This window comes from Streptomyces sp. SDT5-1, assembly GCF_052245995.1.
GTDB lineage: Bacteria > Actinomycetota > Actinomycetes > Streptomycetales > Streptomycetaceae > Streptomyces.
This window is the reverse complement of the sequence record NZ_CM125963.1, coordinates 7,167,943-7,188,711: the sequence shown is the minus strand read 5'-3', so window position 1 is coordinate 7,188,711 and position 20,769 is coordinate 7,167,943. Positions and strand designations below refer to the sequence as shown.

At 68.9% G+C, this 20,769-nt stretch carries 23 protein-coding genes; 11 read left to right on the top strand and 12 right to left on the bottom strand.

Features of this window, described 5'->3' with window-relative positions:
* Window positions 1-122: 122 nt before the first annotated feature.
* From ACTWJ8_RS32960 to ACTWJ8_RS32950, 3 genes are all read left to right on the top strand, one after another.
* A complete protein-coding gene (locus ACTWJ8_RS32960) occupies window positions 123-683 on the top strand; it encodes a TetR/AcrR family transcriptional regulator (protein ID WP_443261213.1) in 561 nt (186 codons plus the stop codon).
* A gap of 213 nt (window positions 684-896) precedes the next feature.
* A complete protein-coding gene (locus tag ACTWJ8_RS32955) occupies window positions 897-1,178 on the top strand; it encodes a hypothetical protein (RefSeq protein ID WP_356373606.1) in 282 nt (93 codons plus the stop codon).
* 60 nt (window positions 1,179-1,238) lie between these two features.
* Window positions 1,239-1,700 carry a GreA/GreB family elongation factor gene (locus ACTWJ8_RS32950; protein WP_443261211.1) on the top strand — a complete coding sequence of 154 codons (462 nt, stop codon included), beginning with the start codon at window positions 1,239-1,241 and terminating at the stop codon, window positions 1,698-1,700.
* Window positions 1,701-1,745: 45 nt separating this feature from the next.
* Here ACTWJ8_RS32950 and ACTWJ8_RS32945 read toward each other — a convergent pair whose 3' ends face one another.
* Complete coding sequence (locus ACTWJ8_RS32945; protein ID WP_443261210.1) at window positions 1,746-2,921, bottom strand: MBL fold metallo-hydrolase; 1,176 nt, start codon at window positions 2,919-2,921, stop codon at window positions 1,746-1,748.
* Window positions 2,922-3,150: 229 nt separating this feature from the next.
* Between ACTWJ8_RS32945 and ACTWJ8_RS32940 the strand changes: the two genes are divergently transcribed.
* Complete coding sequence (locus ACTWJ8_RS32940) at window positions 3,151-4,095, top strand: LysR family transcriptional regulator (RefSeq protein WP_443261209.1); 945 nt, start codon at window positions 3,151-3,153, stop codon at window positions 4,093-4,095.
* A gap of 568 nt (window positions 4,096-4,663) precedes the next feature.
* Here ACTWJ8_RS32940 and ACTWJ8_RS32935 read toward each other — a convergent pair.
* On the bottom strand, window positions 4,664-5,287 hold the full coding sequence (locus ACTWJ8_RS32935; RefSeq protein ID WP_443261208.1) for a hypothetical protein: 624 nt from the start codon (window positions 5,285-5,287) through the stop codon (window positions 4,664-4,666).
* Between the two features lie 185 nt (window positions 5,288-5,472).
* Between ACTWJ8_RS32935 and ACTWJ8_RS32930 the strand changes: the two genes are divergently transcribed.
* A complete protein-coding gene (locus ACTWJ8_RS32930; RefSeq protein WP_356373611.1) occupies window positions 5,473-5,943 on the top strand; it encodes a DIP1984 family protein in 471 nt (156 codons plus the stop codon).
* Between the two features lie 561 nt (window positions 5,944-6,504).
* On the opposite strand, the gene ACTWJ8_RS32925 is transcribed toward ACTWJ8_RS32930, so the two are convergent.
* Window positions 6,505-6,675, bottom strand: coding sequence for a hypothetical protein (locus tag ACTWJ8_RS32925; RefSeq protein ID WP_443261207.1), 171 nt, complete (start codon window positions 6,673-6,675; stop codon window positions 6,505-6,507).
* Window positions 6,676-7,460: 785 nt separating this feature from the next.
* Here ACTWJ8_RS32925 and ACTWJ8_RS32920 point away from each other — a divergent pair.
* Window positions 7,461-8,552, top strand: a complete 1,092-nt coding sequence (locus ACTWJ8_RS32920; protein ID WP_443261206.1) for a LacI family DNA-binding transcriptional regulator — start codon at window positions 7,461-7,463, stop codon at window positions 8,550-8,552.
* 83 nt (window positions 8,553-8,635) lie between these two features.
* Here the strand turns inward: ACTWJ8_RS32920 and ACTWJ8_RS32915 are convergent, their stop codons facing one another.
* On the bottom strand, window positions 8,636-9,652 hold the full coding sequence (locus ACTWJ8_RS32915) for an acetylxylan esterase (protein ID WP_443261205.1): 1,017 nt from the start codon (window positions 9,650-9,652) through the stop codon (window positions 8,636-8,638).
* Between the two features lie 312 nt (window positions 9,653-9,964).
* On the opposite strand from ACTWJ8_RS32915, the gene ACTWJ8_RS32910 reads away from it, so the two are divergent.
* From ACTWJ8_RS32910 to ACTWJ8_RS32890, 5 genes are all read left to right on the top strand, one after another.
* Window positions 9,965-11,212, top strand: a complete 1,248-nt coding sequence (locus ACTWJ8_RS32910; protein ID WP_443261204.1) for a sugar ABC transporter substrate-binding protein — start codon at window positions 9,965-9,967, stop codon at window positions 11,210-11,212.
* A gap of 116 nt (window positions 11,213-11,328) precedes the next feature.
* On the top strand, window positions 11,329-12,309 hold the full coding sequence (locus ACTWJ8_RS32905; protein ID WP_443261203.1) for a carbohydrate ABC transporter permease: 981 nt from the start codon (window positions 11,329-11,331) through the stop codon (window positions 12,307-12,309).
* Window positions 12,306-13,169, top strand: a complete 864-nt coding sequence (locus ACTWJ8_RS32900; protein WP_443261202.1) for a carbohydrate ABC transporter permease — start codon at window positions 12,306-12,308, stop codon at window positions 13,167-13,169. The genes ACTWJ8_RS32905 and ACTWJ8_RS32900 overlap by 4 nt, the downstream gene beginning before the upstream one ends.
* A gap of 72 nt (window positions 13,170-13,241) precedes the next feature.
* Window positions 13,242-14,444 (top strand): glycoside hydrolase family 1 protein, encoded by a 1,203-nt coding sequence (locus ACTWJ8_RS32895; protein WP_443261201.1) that lies wholly within the window; start codon window positions 13,242-13,244, stop codon window positions 14,442-14,444.
* A 237-nt stretch (window positions 14,445-14,681) separates the two neighbouring features.
* Complete coding sequence (locus tag ACTWJ8_RS32890; protein WP_443261200.1) at window positions 14,682-16,091, top strand: glucoamylase family protein; 1,410 nt, start codon at window positions 14,682-14,684, stop codon at window positions 16,089-16,091.
* A gap of 190 nt (window positions 16,092-16,281) precedes the next feature.
* On the opposite strand, the gene ACTWJ8_RS32885 is transcribed toward ACTWJ8_RS32890, so the two are convergent.
* From ACTWJ8_RS32885 to ACTWJ8_RS32850, 8 genes are all read right to left on the bottom strand, one after another.
* Entirely contained in the window at window positions 16,282-16,644 is a 363-nt protein-coding gene (locus ACTWJ8_RS32885) for an Imm50 family immunity protein (RefSeq protein WP_443261198.1), read from the bottom strand.
* Between the two features lie 34 nt (window positions 16,645-16,678).
* Window positions 16,679-17,176, bottom strand: coding sequence for an Imm50 family immunity protein (locus ACTWJ8_RS32880; RefSeq protein WP_443261196.1), 498 nt, complete (start codon window positions 17,174-17,176; stop codon window positions 16,679-16,681).
* The gene (locus ACTWJ8_RS32875; RefSeq protein ID WP_443261195.1) at window positions 17,145-17,393 is read right to left on the bottom strand and encodes an HNH/endonuclease VII fold putative polymorphic toxin; all 249 of its coding nucleotides are present in this window, start codon (window positions 17,391-17,393) and stop codon (window positions 17,145-17,147) included. Before ACTWJ8_RS32875 ends, ACTWJ8_RS32880 begins: the two co-directional genes overlap by 32 nt.
* A gap of 163 nt (window positions 17,394-17,556) precedes the next feature.
* Window positions 17,557-18,087 (bottom strand): SUKH-4 family immunity protein, encoded by a 531-nt coding sequence (locus tag ACTWJ8_RS32870; RefSeq protein ID WP_443261194.1) that lies wholly within the window; start codon window positions 18,085-18,087, stop codon window positions 17,557-17,559.
* A gap of 76 nt (window positions 18,088-18,163) precedes the next feature.
* Entirely contained in the window at window positions 18,164-18,715 is a 552-nt protein-coding gene (locus ACTWJ8_RS32865; RefSeq protein WP_443261193.1) for a hypothetical protein, read from the bottom strand.
* Window positions 18,708-19,517, bottom strand: coding sequence for a hypothetical protein (locus ACTWJ8_RS32860; protein ID WP_443261191.1), 810 nt, complete (start codon window positions 19,515-19,517; stop codon window positions 18,708-18,710). The genes ACTWJ8_RS32865 and ACTWJ8_RS32860 overlap by 8 nt, the downstream gene beginning before the upstream one ends.
* Complete coding sequence (locus ACTWJ8_RS32855; RefSeq protein ID WP_443261190.1) at window positions 19,514-20,200, bottom strand: WXG100-like domain-containing protein; 687 nt, start codon at window positions 20,198-20,200, stop codon at window positions 19,514-19,516. The genes ACTWJ8_RS32860 and ACTWJ8_RS32855 overlap by 4 nt, the downstream gene beginning before the upstream one ends.
* Before the next feature lie 159 nt (window positions 20,201-20,359).
* Window positions 20,360-20,740: a hypothetical protein gene (locus ACTWJ8_RS32850; RefSeq protein WP_443261189.1), complete on the bottom strand. Its 381-nt coding sequence runs from the start codon at window positions 20,738-20,740 to the stop codon at window positions 20,360-20,362.
* Between the last annotated feature and the right edge of the window lie 29 nt (window positions 20,741-20,769).

The following is a 20,769-nucleotide window of genomic DNA, read 5'->3' as shown; positions in this document are numbered from 1 at the left end:
CCCCACCCCATCCGAATGTTAGTGACTAACATGATGGTAGTGTCTAACACGTGAGAGAGCAGCAACCAACCCTGCGGGAACAACGACGTTCCGAGACACGGCGCCTGATCCAGACACACGCGGTGCGACTGTTCACCGAGCACGGCTACGACGCGGTAACGGTGGCGGACGTCGCCGATGCCGTCGGCGTCTCCGCGATGACCGTGTACCGGCACTTCCCCACCAAGGAAGACCTCGTCCTCATCGACCAGCCGGCCCAGCTCATCGCCGAGCACGTTGCGGCGTCGTCCGCGACGCAACCCCTGGTCCGCCGCATCGGCAACGCGCTCATCGCCGCGGCCACGGCCTCGACGAGCGGCACCGGAGACGAACAGGCAGCGAACGAACGGTTCCTGCTGGACTGCCTCCGGCTCATGGTCTCCACGCCTGCGCTACGGGCGCGGCACTTGGACAGCCAGTACGCGCTGCAACGGGCCGTCGTCGATGCCCTCGGGGACGACTCGGCCGACCCCGACGCCGCGTTCCAGGCCCAGGCGGTGGCCAGTGCCTGCATCGCCGCGATGCACACGGCGCTGACGCGCTGGGTCGAAGACGACGGACACACCAACCTGCCCGACTTGATCGCGCGGGCACTCACGGCGTCCTTCGGTGACGACGCCGTCGACGCCCGCCGGATGGGCTGAGGCGCCACGGACCGGGCTGCTCCGGCATCCCTCTTGCCGCCTGGGGAACCGCGTACCGCGGCGGCCTTCGCGAGGCGCGGAGACCAGCAGGTCGCCGCGTCCGTGCCCCTCCGTTTGCGACCATGCGGACATCGCGATTGAGTTGTACGGATCCCCGATGCCGCCGCATCACCCCGAGTACCCCTGGTGCCCGGGGAGCGCCAAGGAGGACACATGTCGGGTCACCACAAGTCCAACAAGCAAGTCGAAGGCAACCCGAACACGGCCCACGGCCGGGGCATGCCCGTGCGCCCCGACACGGAACAACTCGAGCGCCGCACGCGCGAGGACGAGCGCGCCGTGGGCCTCCACGACACGGCGCGGAAGAGCTCCCGCGAACAGTACGAAGAGGCGCAGGCCGAGGTCGACCGTGAAGTCGACCGGGGCGAGGTGTCATCGGGCAAGAAGACGCGTGCGCAGCGCGAGGCCTTTCCGCCCAGTGACTACGAAAGCTGACGGCACGGGCCGCGCCCCACGGAGCAGCGGGCCGCTCGGCCTCCGTACGCGGGAGCAGTGATGACCGGAGAACCGCAGCCGATCAGCGCCGCGGCACGCCGCGCGCTGGAGCAGGAACTCGCCGACTTGCGCGCCGAGCGCGACGCGGACGCGGCGACGCTGCAGGACAACCCCGATACGGGCGACCGCGCCGACCAGGCCGACGAGTTGCGGCGCCTGGACGTGATCGGACGCCTCGACGACCGCATCGAGGAGATCACCGTGCGGCTCCGCCAGGCCGACGACGCGGGTCCACCCTCGACCGTCGAGGTCGGCATGGGCAGCACCGTCACCCTGCGGTTCGCCGACAACACGACCACGACCGTCGACATCGGCGAGGTCGCGGAGCCGCGGAACCCGACGATGGTCACGTACGACAGCCCCCTCGGCAGCGCCCTGCTGGGCCACCGCGCGGGTGACACCGTCACCTACGAGGCACCCGACGGGGAGACGTCCGTGTCGATCGTGTCGCTCGGCGGGTAGGCCCGGGCCGATCCGTTCGGGTCGTACGACTGTTGTGTGTGGATGTCAGCTGCGACGGGCGGACGGGATCGGGACCCGCATGAGGTCCTCTCCCAGGATCATGGCGCCGCGGAAGTCGGCCTCGCGGGCGCTGGCGCGCAGGGACTTGCGCCACTGCGCGTCGGACAGCACGGTCGGATCTCCCGGCGTGAGGTGGCTGGCCACGAGGGTCCGCACGCCCGCCTCGGCGGCGATGCCGCCCAGCAGCGTGACGTCGGTGTGCACGGCGCGGATGTGGTCGATCGCGGCCGTGGGGTAGCCCAGTTCGGGCAGGACCGCCATGTCCGCCGTCTCGTGCACCAGGATGTCCGCGTCCTTGGCCAGTCGGGGGATGTTGGGTGTCGGGCCGGTGTCACCGGAGAAGACGACGCTGCCGTACTCGGTGTCGAACCGGTAGGCGTACGCCGGGTAGACCGCTCCGTGCGGCACCAGGATCGCCGACACCTTGACGTCGTCGTTCTCCATGACGGTGAAGGGCGCCATGCCGGTCGGCGCCGTGTGCGCCGACGACGCGCCGGCCGAGTCGGGCGGCATCACCTCATGGACGTCGAGCAGCGTCACCGGGTCGATGCCGAGGTGTTCGGCGAGGAAGAACGTCGTGGAGGCGGCGGAGGCCCGACTCGCCAGCCGGGTCAGCTCGGCGATTCCCGGGGTGGCGCCTGCCGCGTCCGCGACCCGGGAGGCGAGGCCGGAGGGGCCCGGCCCGTACACGTCGACCGTCGACTGGAAACCCTGCTTGCCCTCGACCCCGGCGCTCAGGAGAGGAAAGTTGAAGTAGTCGGCGGTGTGGTCCGCGTGGAGGTGGGTGAGGAAGATGCCCGCCAGCGACGGCATCGACAGGCCGGCGCGCATGTACTGGCTGACGGCGCCGCGTCCGCAGTCGACCACGTAGGTGCGTCCGTTGACGACGAGTGCGCTGGAGATGCCGAACCGCGCGGCCAGCGGCGGCGATCCGCCGAGCGTCCCGAGCAGAGTGAGCGACAGTGGCTCGGAGCCGGACGGGGTGGAGGTACGGCTCGCGGCGGTGGACGCGGTGGCGGTCGCCGTCAGGCCGGGCAGTCCCCCGGCCGTCACGGCTGCGGCGAGGGCCCCTACGACGCCGCGGCGCGACGGGCCTCGACGCTTCGCGACAGTGGCCTCGCCGGGGTCGGCACAGGACGCGGTTGCGGGCAGGTCACACATGAACGAGAGACTCCTTGCTCGTGGCACCCGGCCGGCTCGTGGGGACGTCGGCATGGACACCGTTGGCCACTGATCGTCTGGGCAGAACAGTGCTCATCGCTCCGGGGCCTGGGCAAGAAGGATCTGGCTGTGTACCGTTCGGCACGTCCTAAGAGCCCAGGTCATCCAGTGGGCCGCGGACAGGGCCGGCCGGCTCGCATCGGGCGGCTGGGCGGGAAGGAGCCAGCCGGTGGACGTGTCCGCGCACGCCCTGCGCTACTTCGTGGCCCTCGCCGAGGAGGGGCACATGGGGCGAGCCGCGCAGCGGCTGCATCTGGCCCCGCCCTCGCTCAGCCAGCAGATCACCCGCCTGGAGCGGCTCGTACGCGCGCGGCTGTTCACCCGGACCCGGCAAGGAGTCGAACTCACGCCCACCGGACGGGAGTTTCTGCCGCTGGCGCGGGCCGCCACCCAGGCACACGAGACGGTGGCCCTCTGGGCTGCCGCGCAGGCCGCAGCGCCGCCGGGCACGGTGCGGGTCGGAGTCTTCGCGGCCGCGGCCGACGAGCAGCGTGCCGCGGCCATGGCGCGGATGGCCGAGCGCCATCCTGACGTGCAGGTGACCACCCGGCGGACCGGCATCGACAGCGCCCTCGCGGCTCTGCACGAGGGCAGCCTGGACGTGCTGTACCTGCCAGAGCCGTTGCCTCCGACCGGGCCGTCCGTCCGCTGGGTCACGGTCGGACGCCGGCCGCGCTTGCTCGGAGTTCCGTCCGGCCACCGATTGGCCGGACGCGACGCGGTCAGCATCGAGGAGACCAACGACGATGTCTTCCTCATCCTCGCCGAGGCGCCGCAGAGCGCCACCGACTGGTGGCTGGTCGACCCGCGGGCCGACGGCTCCAGCCCCGCGCGCGGTCCACGGGCCAGCGACTTCGACGAGTTGCTGGACCTGTGCGCCGCCGGACGCGGGCTCTGCCTCGCTGCCGCCGCGGCCGCATCGCACTACCAGCGCCCGGGCGTCACCTTCGTACCACTGAGCGATGTCGAGGAGACCCGTACGGCGCTGTGCTGGCGCCCCGACGAGCGCGACCCGGGAGTGCGCGCCTACGTAGCCGCTGCGCGGGAGATCGGCCGGGACGGGGGTGCCCCCTCCCCCGGACTGCCCACCATGACGGAGCCGAAGGCCAGTTGACCCTTTTCAGGCATCTCGCGCCGACGCCACCATCGACCCGGGACCGGATCACGTACGCCGGTAAGAATGCCCTCCGCCAGCGGTGTGGGGAATGACACCGCCGTCGACGCCTGGTCAACACTCCGCACGTTGATCAGCCACCTCAAGAGCCGCACAAGTACGGGCAGCTCCACCTAAAGGCTGTCCGTAATGCTCTCGGACGCGTAGCGGCACGGCCGCTTGCCACTACGGCCGTTCGTCTATCCGGCCCTTCATGCGGACGAAGGTGTGCTCATTACGGGCCCGAACCCGCCCTTGGTAGCGGTTGTGATCCTCCTTCCAGGCTGGAAGGTCCTCGCCCTTCGTTCTGTGGTGCTGGACGACCAGCCCTGCGCGTTGGCAGCCTCCGTCGGCAATGGTCTTGGTGTTGCCGACACCAGCTCCAGCGCCGGGTTCTGCACAGCAGCGAGAGTCGTGGCGGTTACCCCGAAGAGATCGGCCGACCATGACGACCAGGCGCGTGTCGGCGTCCATGACCACTTGTTGCGTGCCGTGGGATAGCGGTAGTTCTTCCCTTTCGGCAGCAGGTTCAACTGTCGCTCAGGGGTGAGCCCCATGTGGGGTCGTGCCACGCTCTGCTCATCAGGCGACCGAGCAGATGGTCCGCAGTGCTGGATGCGGTGCCCTGCGGGGCCCCGACCGCGATGAGGGCGGCGCTGACTCTTGCAGAGGCTCCCTCCGCAACATCCGGATCGCCAAGGAGGGGAAGAATCAAAAGCAGGCGAGCGTCGGGATCGCTGACCCCGGCGGCGCCGGGCGCTGGGTTGTCCGCGATATTCAGCAGATCCTGCCAGGTCAGCCCGGTTCCTGACAGCTCGCCCTCCCCGCCTGCGATCCGTCTCGCGACGCTTTGGTCTTCAGGGAAGAGTAGGAAGTCGGTGCCGTAATCGCCCACCAAGTTGCGGTAGACCACGACGATTCCGGGGCCGCTCGAGGCAGGCACCCTGAACACAGGCCACCATTCGGGGTCCATGAGGATCTCGGACAAGGCTTCCGTGTCAGCGCCGTCATCGCCGAACCATTCCGGGACAGGACGCTCATCACTCGTCCCGCCAGCGGAAATCTCCAGCAGGTAGTTCGACCAGAACCCGGGGCGCGTCAGAAGTGACTCCCCGGCAGCCAACGGACCTTCGTCGTATCCCTCGATCAGCATCCCGCAAGCCTGTCACCTGCCACTGGCGATGCCCCCGAGGCGACAAGCCGTTACACCTGGGTGTGGTTACAGCGCAGGTATCGCTGCCTACTCCGCGCATCGGGCCGGACGTTGAATATTCCGTGGTTTCGCAGGGGGCACGTCCGTAAAGTCGGCCGGACCAACAACGAGCGGGGGTGGATCCAATGAAGCTGGCCGAGGCCCTGGCGGAGCGGGCGGACGCGACACGTCGGGTCGAGCAGTTGCGGGCACGCATCGTCGACAACGCGCGCTATCAGGAGGGCGAGACGCCCGCAGAGGACGCGCCGCAGTTGCTGACCGAGGTCGGCGAGGTCCTGGACCGCCTCGAGCTCCTGATCCAGCGGATCAACCGCACCAACGCCACAGTGCGGATCGACGAGAACAGCACGCTCACCGACGCGCTCGCGCGCCGGGACGTGCTGCGCCTTCGCCACTCAGTCATCACCAAGGCGGCGGACTCGGCTGCAGGGTCGGGCAACCGGGGATACGGCCGACAGCTGCGCTCCGAGCTGGTGATGCTCTCCGCGCTCTCGGTCGCCGAACTGCGCACGCAGTCCGATGTCCTCGCACGCGAGATCCGCGAGATCGACGTGCGTATCCAGCGCGCGAACTGGGAGGTTGACCTGCTGGACTAGGCAGCCATCGGAGGGCATGACGATGTGGAGCAGGTAATCGTGTCGGAGGCGTGCACACACCGAGGGTCGGCGGTTTCCGGCCCACTCCTGGCGCGTGAAGAGCAACGCGGGGGTTCGACTCCCCAGGAAACAGTGCAGCTCAGCACCGCGTACAGGTGACAGTGCACCGCGCACAGCACATCACCACGTGCAGATCCGAGACGGTGAGGGTGGGCACGGGGCTCCCCACATCAAGCAGAACCGGCGAACCTCGACGCAGCTGACGCGGCCGACCGGCCCTGAAGCAGCGGACGGGATCGCTTGACGGGCAGTGCACTTGAGCGGCTCCTGGGGCCCACCCGGGGACCAATGGGGCCGGCGGTTGCGTCACGGCCAAGATCCACCGTGTCCCGCCAGGGACTGCCGTGCGCTTGTCCATCCGTTGTCCATCCGTCGGCGGCCGATCCGTCCACCGCGCACCTGCGCCGCCCGCCCCACGCCAGGCCGCGCAACGAAAGAGGTTCGGCAGCCGGTGGCGCCGACTGACCGCAGGACGCCAGTCCCTGCTCACCCCTGGCCCACCTACGCTGCGGGCGGGATTGTTCGGGGGACGATGCTGAGCACGGTCTGGCGGGCGCCGTCGCCAATACGGTCCATCTGCTGATCGGCCGCACCCTTCTCGGACGTGCACTCGTCCAACCGGGTAGCGAACCCGCTCAACTCCTCGACATCGACCCGGAACTCTTCCGGCATGGCTCCCCTCCCCCTGCGAAACAAGGGTGGCTCGACGGCGCTCGGCGCAGCGACCGGAAGGAAGCTGTGGGGCATCAGCGCGCCGCAGCACACGGATGATGCCGTCCTCTTCCGCGACAAGGCCACCCAGAAGCGCATCGTTCTCGTCCTCGGTGCCCGCGCAGGAAAGGAGAAGTGGCGCGTCCCCCTGGCCGAGGTCACGACCGTGCCTCCGGCAGCATCGAGGAGAGGGCCCCGGCAGCCCCGCTGTCCGGCCCCCTCCTGCTCCCCCACCTCAAGGGCGAACGCAGCCGCCCCCATGGCCATCGACGTCCGCCCCGGCAGGGAGAAGGGACCTTCAAGGGTGAGGCCCCCACCGGGGACCGCCCCCCCGAACCGGTGTCCGCCCCCGACGGCTTCGTCCCGCCCACCCCCGACGGCGTCATCTGCCTCAACGCCGACGACGGCAAGGAACGCTGGCGGTCCGAGGGGCGGTACGGACCTCGACATCCCCTCCGTGGGCGCCTACACGACGATCCGGCACACCCACACCGCCCGGCTGTTCCAGAGCCGGCAATCGACACGCGTCCTGCGCTCCGCCGACGGCCGAACGGCGTGGAAGGGCGAGCTCCCGGCGAGCGAGCGCCGCGGACGGCTCTGGACCGGGGCCCCCGCCCGGAGGTGTGCACACGAGGCGCTTCGTGATCGACTTCCCTTGCCCCACCGACGCCATCCGCCTAAAGTGAATGCGCTTTCATAGACTCAGGCCCCTGCTGGGCCGCAACGGACTCGGGGGATTCCACCCAGTGAGCACAGCCCCCACGGTGTACGACGTCGCCGAACGCTCCGGCGTGTCCATTGCCACTGTGTCCCGCGTGTTCCGCACACCCGACACGGTCCGCGCCCAGACCCGCGAGCGGGTCCTCGCGGCCGCCCGTGAGCTCGGCTACGTACCCAGCGGCAACGCCCGCGGCCTCGCCAGCCGTTCCACGGGCGTGCTCGGCCTGTGCCTGCCCGACTACTCCGACCCGGACGTCGAGTCGGAGGTGGGGCACGGCCCGGGCGACGAGGTGGAGGACGACGCCGCGGTGCTCTACGCCGACCAGATCATCCGCGGCATGGAACGGGCCGCGCGCCGCCACGGGTACGCGCTGCTGATCGCGGCCTCCCCCAAGGGCGGCCCGGAGAGCCAGGTGGCGAAGGTGGCGGGCCGGTCCGACGGGTTCGCCGTGATGGCCCGCACCGTGCCGACGGAGGACCTGGAGGTCATCGCGCAGCGCCAGCCGGTGGTCATGCTGGCCGGGCCGCGCGAGCCCGACGTCCTCGACCACTTGGACCACGTCGAGGTCGCCAACGCCGACGGTCAGCGCGAGCTCACCCGCCACCTCATCGAGGACCACGGGCTGCGCCGGCTCACCTACGTCGGCGCCGCCGAGGACTCTCCGGACGTACGGGCCCGTTTCCGCGGGTACGTGGAGGCCTGCCGCGCCGCGGGAATCCCCGCGCCCGAGGAACCCGACGTCAGCGTCGGCATGATGACGCAGGCCGAGGGCGCCCGCGCCGCCGACGCCCTGCTCGACAGGCCCGGTGAGCGGCCGCAGGCCGTGCTGTTCGCCAACGACCAGCTGGCGGTCGGCGCCCTGCACTCCTTCGAGCGCCGGGGTGTGCGGGTGCCGGAGGACATCGCGGTCACCGGCTTCGACGGCATCGCGCTCGGCCGCCTGGTGCGGCCCGCGCTCACCACCGTGCACCAGCCGATGCGGCAGATGGGCGAGGAGGCGGTGGAGCTGCTGGTCCGCCGTCTGACCGGGCGGCGGGCCCACAGTCCGGTCTCGAAGGTGTTGCCGGTGTCGGTCGTGCGCCGGGCCAGCTGCGGGTGCGCGGGGCACGTGAAGTAGACCCCCGGTCGGGTCCACGCCTGGGGCGCCGTGACACCCCAGGTCGTCCCCTCACCCCACCCCCCTCACCTCACCCCCTCACCTCACCTCAGCACGCGGGCGAAGAAGTCCGCGGTGGCGGCGTCCAGTCCGGCCTGCTCTTGCCGCGTGCCCTCGTACTCGTAGTGCCCGGCCTCCAGCACCCTCAGCTCCCGCGCCCCGGCGAGCGCGTTGTACACGGCGAACTGGCCGGGCGGCGGCACCGACGGGTCGAAGAGTGCCGCCGCCACCAGCACCGGCTTGCCCAGCCGGCCGGCCGCCGTCGCCGCGTCGAAGTAGCTCAGCACGTCGACGACCTCGGGGTGCTCCGCGTGGTACCGGCGGACGGCCGCCCCGCTGCCGACGCAGTCCAGGGTCAGCCGCAGCGGGTGGTTGCCGAACGTCGGCACGGTCAGCTGTCCCACGGCGAACCGCTCGTCCCACGGCAGCGCCAGGGCACCGAGCCCGCCACCGAAGCTCACGCCGAGGTATCCCAGGCGCGGGTCGGGACCGTTCAGCTCCGGCACCAGCTCCAGCAGCGCCGCCGCGGCACACCACAGGTCGGCGACACACTCGCCGATGACGTAGGTGTCACGCGAGGCGATCCCGTGCAGGACGTGCTCCGCGGCGACGGACGGCACGCCGGGCAGCAGGCCGCGGTCCGCCATGCCGCGCACGCACGGCAGGATCGCCGCGGACCGGGGCAACGGCAGCGGTACGTCGGGGCCCACCTGGTCGCGGCCTCCGTAGCCGTGTCCCACGACGAAGCCGTGCTCCGCCTCCCCCTCGGCGGGCAGCACGAGCCACCCGCCGAGCCGGACGCCGCCGACCGAGGTGTACGACACCTCATGGATCCGGGCGCCGTCCCGCTCCTCGACGAGCCGTCCGACCTCGGGCTTCGGGTCCACCGCGCGGGCCGCCTCGTAGCGCGAGCGCCAGAACGCGTCGAAGTCGGCGGGGGCATCTGGCGCGGGGACGCGCAGCAGCTCGTTCAACGTCCGGCCGTAGGCGGGGTCGAAGGGGAAGTCGTGCGCGAAGTCACGGGCCGAGCGGTCGCCGTCGTCGACTGTGCCGTTGGTCATGGCCGAGACCTTAGATCAGGAGGTATGACCTTCTGGAGGTGGCCCCGCTTGCCCCTTGATGGCACGTGATGTCTCCCCTTGATGCCATGTGGTGTCCCCTTGATGCCATGTGGTGTCTCCCCTTGATGTCACGTGACGTCTACCTCTTGATGCCACGGGACGCCTTCCGCTTGATGACTCTCCCGTGATGTCACTGCCGTTACGAGAGTGTGACCACGCCCCTCTTGCCACATCGAAAGCGTTCTTACAGAGTGATGTATGCGCTTACAAAGAGCGCTTACATTCCACGGTCCGCTCAAGGAGGAGCCGTCCATGAACCGCCGAGCCACCACCGCCGCGATCGGCGTCACCCTGGCGTCCGCACTCACCCTGACCGCTTGCGGCGGCTCCGGCGGCGACCAGGTCAAGGCCGACGCGAAGCAGACGCTCACGGTGTGGGCCATGGGCACCGAGGGTGAGAAGCTCGCCGACGTCGCCAAGGTCTACGAGAAGGCGAACCCGAACATCACGGTCAAGGTGACCCCGATCGGCTGGGACGTCGCCCACCAGAAGCTGGTCTCGGCCGCCGCGGCGAACAAGCTGCCCGACGTGATGCAGATGGGCGGCAGCTACCTCACCGAGTTCGCGGACATGGGCGCCCTGGAGAAGGTCGACACCAAGACCTTCAAGGAGAAGGACTACTTCCCGGCCGGCTGGAAGCAGGGCCAGTACGACGGTGACACCTACGGCGTGCCGTGGTACGTCGACACCCGCGCGCTCTACTACCGCACCGACCTGGCGAAGAAGGCCGGCATCGACAAGGCGCCGGCCACGATGACCGAGCTCCAGCAGGCCGCCGAGAAGTACCAGGACAAGGCCGGCACCAAGTGGGGCCTGTCCATCCAGCCGGGCGGCCTCGACACCGTGCAGAGCTTCTACCAGTTCCTGTACTCGGCGGGCGGCGAACTCGTCACCGAGGACGGCAAGGTCGTCGCCAACAGCCCACAGGCCGTCAAGGCCCTTGAGAACTACGGCAGTTACTTCAAGAAGGGCCTGAGCGAGAAGTCCGTGCGTCCGGGCTACGACGTGACCAAGGACTTCAACAACGGCTCGGTACCGATGTTCTTCGGCGGCCCGTGGCACATGGGTCTGCTGGCCGACAACTACCCGGACCTCAAGGGCAAGTGGGCCGTCGCCAACGTGCCCGCCGACGAGACCTCCGCCTCGATGGCGGGCGGCTCGGCGCTGACGATCTCCGCGGACAGCGAGCACAAGGCCGCCGCCAAGGAGCTCGTGAAGTACCTCACGGACACCAAGGGCCAGGCCGACTGGTACGAGCGCACCAAGGACCTCCCGGCCAACGTCAACGCCTGGAAGTCCGGCGAGCTGGCCGCCGACCCGGACATGAAGGTCTGGAAGACCCAGATGGAGTCGGCGAAGGCCTCCCCGGCCCAGCCCAAGTGGACCGAGATCACCTCGAAGATCGACACCGCGATCGAGAAGGTCACCCAGGGCAAGGCCTCGGCGAAGAGCGCGCTCGACGCGGCCAACACCGAGATCGAAGGCCTCGTGCAGAAGTAGCCGCACCGTCGAGGCGGCGGTGGTCGCCGCCTCGTGAAGCAACTCCCCCACCCCGGCGTCCCGCGCACTCCCCGCCCCGGACGTGCGCAGGACGCCGGAAGCCCGAAGGACGGACCATGTCCACCACGACACCCACCCCCGCGCCGTCCGGAGCCGTCAAGGCTCCGGACGGCGGCCCCCAGGACGGCGGCGGCACGAAGCGGCGCAGGAAACGCTCGATGGGGAAGCAGAACCTGGCCGGTTGGCTGTTCTCCACTCCGTTCCTGGCGCTGTTCGCGGTCTTCATGCTCTTCCCGATCATCGCGACGCTCGTGATGAGCTTCACCGACTTCGCTCAGCGCAACGTCCGGCAGCCGCTCGACGCGAAGTTCATCGGCTTCGACAACTACGTGAAGCTGTTCAGCGACGACCAGTTCCTGCGGGCGTTGTTCAACACCGCGTACTTCGTGGTCGTCGGAGTGCCGCTGACCATCGGTCTCGGGCTGTTCGTCGCGGTGCTGCTCAACAACGGGATCGACCGGGCCCGCACCTTCTTCCGCGTCGGCTTCTACGCCCCCGTGGTCACCACCATCGTCGCCGTGGCGATCGTGTGGCGGTTCGTGCTCGACCCGTCCGACGGCCTCATCGCCGGACTCGGTGACGAACTCGGCTTCACCGCACCGGACTTCCTCGGCTCCGAGACCTGGGCCATGCCGTCGCTGATCCTGATGGCGGTGTGGCGCAACCTCGGTACCGTGATGGTCCTGATCATCGCCGGCCTGCAGGCCATCCCGACGGAGGTCCGCGAGGCCGCCCGGCTCGACGGGGCGAGCGCCTGGCAGGAACTGCGCCGGATCACGGTGCCGCTGCTGCGCCCGACGCTGCTGTACGCCACGGTCATCACCACGATCGGCTACCTCAACGTCTTCGAGGAGCCGTTCGTGATGACCCAGGGCGGCCCCTCCAACGCCACGCTGACCGTGTCGCTCGACATGTACAAGCAGGGCTTCAGCTTCTTCAACATGGGCTACGCGAGCGCGATGGCGTACGTCCTCTTCGTTGTGATCATGGGCATCACGGTGCTGCAGCTGCGACTGATGAAGGACAACACGAAATGAGCGCCGCCACCCCGACGACCGGCCGCCGCCCCGACGGCCGGGCCCGCAAGCCCCTGCTGTACGTCGTCGCCTCGCTCGGCCTCCTGATCATGGCCACACCCTTCCTCTGGATGGCGCTCAGCGCCTTCAAGACCAAGAAGGACCTCACCGCGAGCCCGCCGGTGTGGATCCCGTCCGAGTGGACGCTGCGGAACTTCCAGGATCTGCTCGCCCAGCTCGACATGCCGCGGTACTTCCTGAACTCGGTGATCGTCGCGGTCCTCGTGACCGTGTGCAATCTGCTGTTCTGCTCGATGCTCGGCTACGCGCTGGCCAAGCTGAACTTCAGCGGCCGCTCGAAGGTCTTCGGCATCGTGCTCGCCGCCCTGATGGTGCCGGCGAACCTGATGGTGCTTCCGCTGTTCGTCCTGATCAACCAGCTGAACCTGCTGGACACCTACGCGGGTCTGGTGCTGCCCTTCGCCGCCGGCGCCTTCGGTGTCTTCCTGATGCGGCAGTTCATGCAGTCCATCCCCGACGAGCTGCTCGAAGCGGCCCGGATGGACGGCGCGGGCGAGTGGTACATCTTCTGGCGCATCGTCCTTCCGCTGGTCAAGCCGGCCCTCGCGACGCTGACGATCTTCACGTTCCTCGGGTCCTGGAACAACTTCATCTGGCCGCTCATCGCGACCAACGACCCCAACAAGTACACCCTCCCGGTGGCCCTCGCGACGTTCGCCAACGACCCCAACCGCACGGTCGGCGGCGGCAACGGAATGCTCATGGCGGGCTCGCTGCTCGTCGTCCTGCCCGTGCTGCTCGTCTTCGCCGTCCTGCAGCGGCACTTCACCCAGGGCATCGCCACCGCCGGCATGAAGTGACCCGTCACTCCGCGGTCATGAAGTGACCGGCCCCTCCACACGCCACCCGCACGTAGAAAGACAGGCACCACCATGACGCCCACCCCTGCCCGCACGCCCTTCCCCGACGGCTTCCTGTGGGGTGCTTCCACCGCCGCCCACCAGATCGAGGGCAACAACATCAACAGCGACTGGTGGCGCAAGGAGCACGACCCGGCGGCCGGGATCCAGGAGCCGAGCCTGGACGCCTGCGACAGCTACCACCGCTGGGAGCAGGACATGGACCTGCTGGCCGAACTCGGCTTCACCGACTACCGGTTCAGCGTCGAGTGGGCCCGCATCGAACCGGCCCGCGGACACTTCTCGCGCGCCGAGATCGCCCACTACCGCCGCATGGTCGAGGGCGCGCTCGCCCGCGGCCTGCGCCCGAACGTCACCCTGCACCACTTCACGATCCCGCAGTGGTTCGAGGACCTGGGCGGCTTCACCGCCGAGGGCGCCGTCGAGCTGTTCGCGCGGTACGTGGAGGAGTGCGCGCCGATCATCGCGGACGGTGTCCGCCACGTGTGCACCCTCAACGAGCCGAACATGATCGCCGTGATGGCCGGGCTCGCCAAGCGCGGCGACCAGGGCTTCCCGCCCGCCGGTCTGCCCTTCCCCGACGAGGAGACCACGCACGCGGTCATCGCGGCACACCACGCCGCGGTGAAGGTGGTGCGTGCCATCAACCCGGAGATCCAGGTGGGCTGGACCATCGCCAACCAGGTCTACCAGGCACTGCCCGGTGCCGAGGAGGTCACGGCCGCGTACCGCCACCCCCGCGAGGACATCTTCATCGAGGCGGCACGCGGCGACGACTGGATCGGCGTGCAGTCCTACACCCGCACGAAGATCGGCACGGACGGGCCCGTCCCGGCCCCGGCGGACGCCGAGCGCACGCTCACGACGTGGGAGTACTACCCCGAGGCCGTCGGCCACGCGCTGCGGCACACCGCCGAGGTCATCGGCCCGGACACCCCGCTGATCGTCACCGAGAACGGCATCGCCACGGACGACGAGCAGCGCCGCGTCGACTACTACGCGGGCGCCCTCGACGCCGTCGCGGCCTGCCTCGACGACGGGCTCGACGTCCGCGGATACCTCGCCTGGAGCGCCCTCGACAACTACGAGTGGGGCACCTACAAGGCGACGTTCGGCCTCATCGGCTGGGACCGCGAGACCTTCGCCCGTACGCCCAAGCCCGCCGCCCACTGGCTGGGCGGCCTCGGCCGGGAGCGGGCCCTGCCGCGCCTGTGACCGCGAGCGGCGGTCCGGGCACGGACGTTGCCGCGAGGCCCGACCACCGACCCGGGGTGGGGACCAAGCCCCCGTTGTCCCGCCCCTGTGGCCCGCGATCCTGACCCCGCGGGCCGCCGGGCGGGGGCGGCACACCCCTGACGTGTGCCGCCCCCGCCCACTCCACACCACCCCACTCCCCCACACGAGCACCACGAACTTCCCTTCCACGTCCGCCCTTTCGGAAGAAGGACCTTCATGGACCGCCGTACGTTCCTGACCGCGGCGAGCGCCGGTGGCGCCGCCCTGACGCTGGGCGCGACGCCGTTCGCCTCGGCCGCCCCCGCCGCCCCCGCTCCGTCGCTGCTGCACACCTGGTTCCGTTCGACGTACCGCTCGATCGAGGCGATGACCACCGACCTCGGCCTCGTCACGGACAAGGCCGACGTGAGCGGGTCCGGCGCCCCGGTGCCGTCCGTGCAGACCTCGCCGACGAACATCGGTTGCGGGCTGTGGTCGACGGCCGCTGCCGGCGGGCTCGGTGTGATCGACCGGGAGACCATGGAACGGCGGCTCGCGAGGACCGTCGCGGCGGTCGAGAAGCTGGAGCGGGCGCACGGCTTCTGGTTCAACTGGTACGACGCCCACGACGGTTCGCTCCTGACGTCCTGGCCGGAGACGGGTGACCCCGTCCGCCCGTTCCTGTCGTCGGTGGACAACGCCTGGCTCGTCACGGGCCTGCGCATCGCCGCCCACGCCTCCCCGGCACTGCGTCCCCGCGTCGCGAAGCTGCTGGCCGACGCCGACTGGTCCTACTACTACACGCCCTACGACGCGGCCGACCCGGTCGCGGGCCCCGGCCAGCTCCGCGGCGGCTTCTGGCCCGATAAGCCCGGCAAGGGCGAGCCGACGGGACACCACTACGGCGCCCTCAACACCGAGCCCCGGATGGCGAGTTACCTCGGCATCGCCGACGGCGGCCTTCCGTCCGAGCACTACTGGCACCTGTCGCGCACGCTGCTGCCGGGAGCGGGCCAGGAGCAGGAACCCGAGGGCTCGTACGGCACGTTCGACGGCGTCCGCGTGTGGCAGGGCCACTACACGTACCGGGGCCGCAAGGTGGTGCCCACGTGGGGTGGCTCGATGTTCGAGGCGCTGATGGTGCCGCTGTTCGTGCCGGAGGCGCAGTGGTCCCCGCGCTCGTGGGGCACGACGCACACCCGCTACGTCCGCGGCCAGATCGAGCACGGCCTGGAGGAGGCGGCGTACGGCTACTGGGGCTTCTCCCCCGCCAACATCCCCGAGGGCGGCTACCGCGAGTACGGTGTCGACGCCCTCGGCATGCAGGAGGAGGGCTACAACTCCCTCGGCGTCGTCACCCCGCACGCCTCCTTCCTCGCGCTGCCGTACGCCCGAGCGGAGGCCGTCGCGAACCTCAAGGCGCTCGACGCGGACTTCGGTGCGTACGACTCCCGTTACGGTTTCCGGGACTCGGTGAACGTGAAGACGGGTCGGGTCAGCGACTTCGTGCTGGCCCTGGACCAGGGCATGATCGCGGCCGCCCTCGCCCAGGAACTGAGCCCCGGCCTGCTCCAACAGCCCTTCCGCACGGGCGACTTCGCCTCACGGGTACGCCCCCTCCTCGCGAAGGAGCGCTTCTCCGTCTGAGCCGGCCGGCTCGGACACCGTGGACCGGTGCCGCGACCGCGGCCGCTGTGGGGGCGGCACGGTCGCGGCGCCTCATTCGTTCCGCACTTGTGCGTGTGCCGGCCGGGGTCGGGCGTCGGGCAACACGCTCGCGGTGACCGGGGCGCCGGCCTCCACGGGGCGGCTCACCGTGCCCGTCTGCGCATCGTGGTCAGGGCGCTGGTGAGGCGAGGTAGGTGCGGGTACGGGCAACCTCTACCTGCCCCGCCGCGAATTCGAGTAGCGACTCGGGTCCGCTCGCAGAGAAGCTCAGCCTGCCGTCGTCGCCAGCGGACATCAGTACCGACTTCAGCGCTGGCGCGGACCATCCCGACACACGCAGTTCTGAGACCGAGTTGAACCGCAGGTGGAACTCGAAGGCGTTGAAGTCCCTTTCCTGCCATTCAGGAAGGGGGCGTGCTGGGAGATCCGATGTGTCGAAGCCCAGCGTCACAGAGTTCTCTCGCTCGTCGATATGTACGTAGAAGATGTCGCAACGGCTCAGATCGGGCGGAGAGTCGTACAGGTCCGTCATGGGGTGCGGATCAGTGAGGAGTTGAGCCCAGCTGTCAACGTGCATAGTAAGTCTTTTCGTGGGTGCCAGGCAGCATCGAGAAGCGGCGCGCGTCGAGCTTGCTCAGGAAGTGATGGGGGACCTCGTCGGACGCGTCGGGGCCGGCACGGAAGGCGCTGATATGGCTGATGACCACGGACTCGTGGCTACGGAACCGGAGCAGGACGCCGGGGCCGTGGACGGACACGTCAAGCATCCGCGGCTGCTCCGTAGGCGCCGCCGTGAGCTGTGCCTTCGTCGGTGGATTCCACTCCTGCAGATCGAGGTCTTCGACTGCCGCAAAGTGAATGTGACACTGCACCACATCGCAGTCTTGCGTCACCCATTCCTCGGGCGGGTGTACAGGGAAGTCGGGAAGATCGACGCGGAGAGCGAGCGAAGGTCCTCGCCAGTCGAGATTGATCGAACGAAGCCGGAATTCGCCCAGGCTCGGAAAGTCACCGTAGAGCCGACGGAGCGGTTCAGGGTCTGCTGGAATGAGTGGAACGGTCATAGTAGTAGTGCTCTTCGGCTCCGGGGATTTGTCCGTTACGGGTGTCGTCAATCGGACGTACGTGCACGTGCGCATGGTCATGACCACGCTCCGGCCGCGGGCCCCGACCGCGCGTGCCACACCCCGACCGTGCCCGCTGCCGGGCCAACGTCGTCGACGGTGATCTGCTACAACTCTCCCACCCGCGCCCGGCCACCGGCCGCCCGGGTTCGGGCATCAGCCGAGGTCTGCTCCACACCGGGTCCCTGCCGCACGGCATCCCTTAGCCACCTCAGCAAGGCCCAGGACACCTCGACGGCTCTGCTCGAATCACGCATCAGGACGGTCGTGGCCACCTGACCGGCAACGGCCATTGCGGAGGCTGTACTGGACCACCAGGGTCAGCCGACTTGCTCGAAGACCATCGACCACCAGCTGTCCGGCTGCGCAAACGCGTACTTGTCGCGCGCCCGCAGATACTCCACGAGCTTCTCCGTGTACGGGGCCCGGTCCTTCGGCGGGGCGTACTCCAGGTGCTTCGTGCGCAGTGCGAAGCGGTACAGGAACTCGACGAAATCAGCGAGAGTCCGGTTGACGATCTCCGCTTGCGGCTGTTCACCGAAAGACATGAGGATCACGTAGCCGCGCTCCATGTCGAGGCAGTACCGCAATTCAGGATCGTCGGTCGGGCCACCGAGAACAAGGATGCGATTATCCTTGCCGCCCGCTGCCACGGGTACGACTGTGAAAGGGTCGGGCCCTTCGTCCGCGGTGTCCAAAGTAAACAGGACGTCAACGAACACCGGTACACCGACATCGCACAGCGCCTCGGCGTCGGCCCCGGAGATTTCGTGCTCATCGGCGACAGCGCGGTCCAACGTGACCACACGGTCCACGCCGAACAGCTCTGTCATCTCTTCATGGGTCGCCATGCGTCCTCTGTTTCCCCTTCATCTTCGTCCTGCGCTCGTCTGCCAAGCCCAGCGCAGGCACGGCAGCCAGCCTGGATCAGTCCGCGAGACCGGCCCGACGCAGCAACTTCATCCAGTCGTCATACTCCACCAACTCGTCGTCGATCGACGCAAACCGCACGTACTCCGGGCCGGCCAGTCGATCCAGGAAGAAGTCCTCCAACCCTGGTGCGAGTGGCTCGAAACGCTCCGCGTCGACCCACTCCGAGTGCTCCGACGAGACGCCAAGAACGCTGCCGTCCGCGCGGTCGAGGAAGAGCGGAACGTCGTTAAGCAGCCCGACACAGAACAGCTTTTCCGGGGACAGCTCCAGCGGGGAGTCGGCCACCGGTCCGCAGTAGAACTGGTGCTCCTCGGCTTCTTCCAGGCCGAAGAGCTGCATGTTCGGCCCGCAGCTCACGCCGTCAAGCACCCGACAGAAGTCCACGAAGTCACGCGGCACCCCGTCGGCCTGCGCGACGGCCGCCGTCTCCTCGTCGATACTCCCGCCGAGCGTGAACTGGAGCACATCCGTGCTCTGTGCAAGCGCTGTACGCAGAAGGTCCACCGTGGCGTTCAGGCGGGACGATCCCGGATTCGCGCTAGTCATCTGGCCACCATTTGATATCGATGTCGATTGGAGTGCCGTCCGGTAGGTCCTTGATCTGCGGGCGTATCTGCTGCGTGCCGATCTGGAAGTTCGTGGTCCGGTCGAGCATTCGCAGGTTACGCCATGAATCCGGGCCGCCGGTCTGGAGCTCGTTGACGTGGTCGGGCTGCATATTGCGGGCGGTCTTCGCGGCGTCCTCGGCGAACTCCGGGTCGTCCTTGTGGTTCCTTCGGATCAGTGCTTCCAAGGCACCCTTGTACTTCTTGGTGATCTCCTGGTCGCGGTAGTCCTGGGTCCTGCCCTTGAACTTGAAAAGGTGCCCCTCCTCGCCGAGCCGCTGCAGGGCCTTCGCCTTCCGCTCGAAGGCCGCCTTGGGCATACCTGGCTGCCACTCGAGGGAGACCTTGTGCGGGTCCTTCGTCGAGTCCGGGCGGTCCTTGCCGATACCGCCTCCGTCCCGGACGGCATCCTGGTCGCGGGAGCGGGTGACGATGCTGTTCAGCATCGTCTCGATGGCCTTGTCGTTGCGGGCGTGGTTCTCGCCCATCGCCCGTACACCCTTGGACACATCCTGCAAGTGCCTGTGCAGCTCGTCCTCGGCATCCTCGATGGCCCGCAGTATCTTTTCCGCACCGCTCTCGACGGCCGCCGCCATCGCGCCGCGACCGCGTGTTCGGTCCAGCCCGGCGCGACTGCGCCGCAGGTGGGGGCGGGCACCGGTCTCGTGCTCATCGGCCTGGGAGGTTATTCGGTCGGCCAGTCGGTCGTGTAACTCCTTGTCGTTGCGTATGGTGCCGCTCATTCGGCACCTCCACGCCCGGTGAGCGTACCGGCGGCAGAGTCCAAGCCGTCGGAAAGGCCGGCTCCCCCGGCATGCAAAGTCTTCCCCGCGCTGTATCCGTCCTGCAGACCGACGGCGTTCGAGCCGACCTGGATCACGAGATCGGTGGCCATCGCACCGAGGGCGGAGTAGACGGGACCTGTGACGACGGCCATGAGCTCCTCGACCAGGAGATGTTCCGCTTCCTTGAGCAGTCGCCTGACAATCAGTCGAGTGGCCTGGGTGGCGCCGAGGGCGCCGACCTCGGAGAGCCCGAGCGTGAACGGCGCGGCAGCCTGTGCGGCGATGATCTCCGCGGCGAGGATGCCCAGTTGGACGATGGCCGCCACCTTGGCTCCGGCCACGGCGACCGCCGCACCGTCCAAGGCTATGGCGCCGAGGTCCGCAGCCTCGGCAAGACGTTCCAGATGCGTGCCGCTGACCTTGCCCCAGTGCCGCTCGAATGCGGCGGTCGCGGGCCCTTCGTTGTTCTCCAGGAACTCCCGGACGAAGCGCTCCGAGGACTCCTTGCTCTCCCGCACCTGGGCCCCGAAGGAACGCAGACCATCGGCCATGTCCCGATAGTCGTCCTCGTCGACATTGGGCCACTCCACCCCGATGAGGTCCAGCACCCAGGCCGCCTCGTCGGGCAGTACGACTCCCATCCCCGTTCCCCTCGGCACTTGGGTAGGCCTCTCAAGACCACTCAGCGAGGTTCGAACATTACTACGAGAGACGACTTACGGAACGTAAGGGTGCTCAAGCCCCGTCAAAACCAAGGAAGATGGGCGGCGCGCAACGTGAGGTGCAGTTCGAATTGCCTATCAGGCTCCCGGATTGGCACGGTGCTTGGGCAGCAGGCGCGGGCCCGGGTTCCGCCGCGCGGCTTCCTGCTCGGCACGCTCGCGCTCGTCCTCGGCATCTCGCCCTCTCTGCCAGGCCGCGAAACGGGCTCCGGCTTCATCCACGTCGGAAGCGGAACGCCGCTCTCCGGCACGGCGGACCTCAGCAGCGCCCGCGAACAGAGCGGAGGTGTACTCCCGATCGGTGAACGCCTGCTGGGCCGTCAGCTCACCGCGCAGCACCGCAGAAGCCATCTCCCGAAGTTTCGGATCGGGGCCGGCCCGCAGACTGTCCAGCGCACGTCGCAGACTGCGAGCTCGGCCCGCGTCGTGCGTGACTTCCATCAACTCTTCCGCACCCACATCTCGACTCCCTGACACGAGGCCCTCCA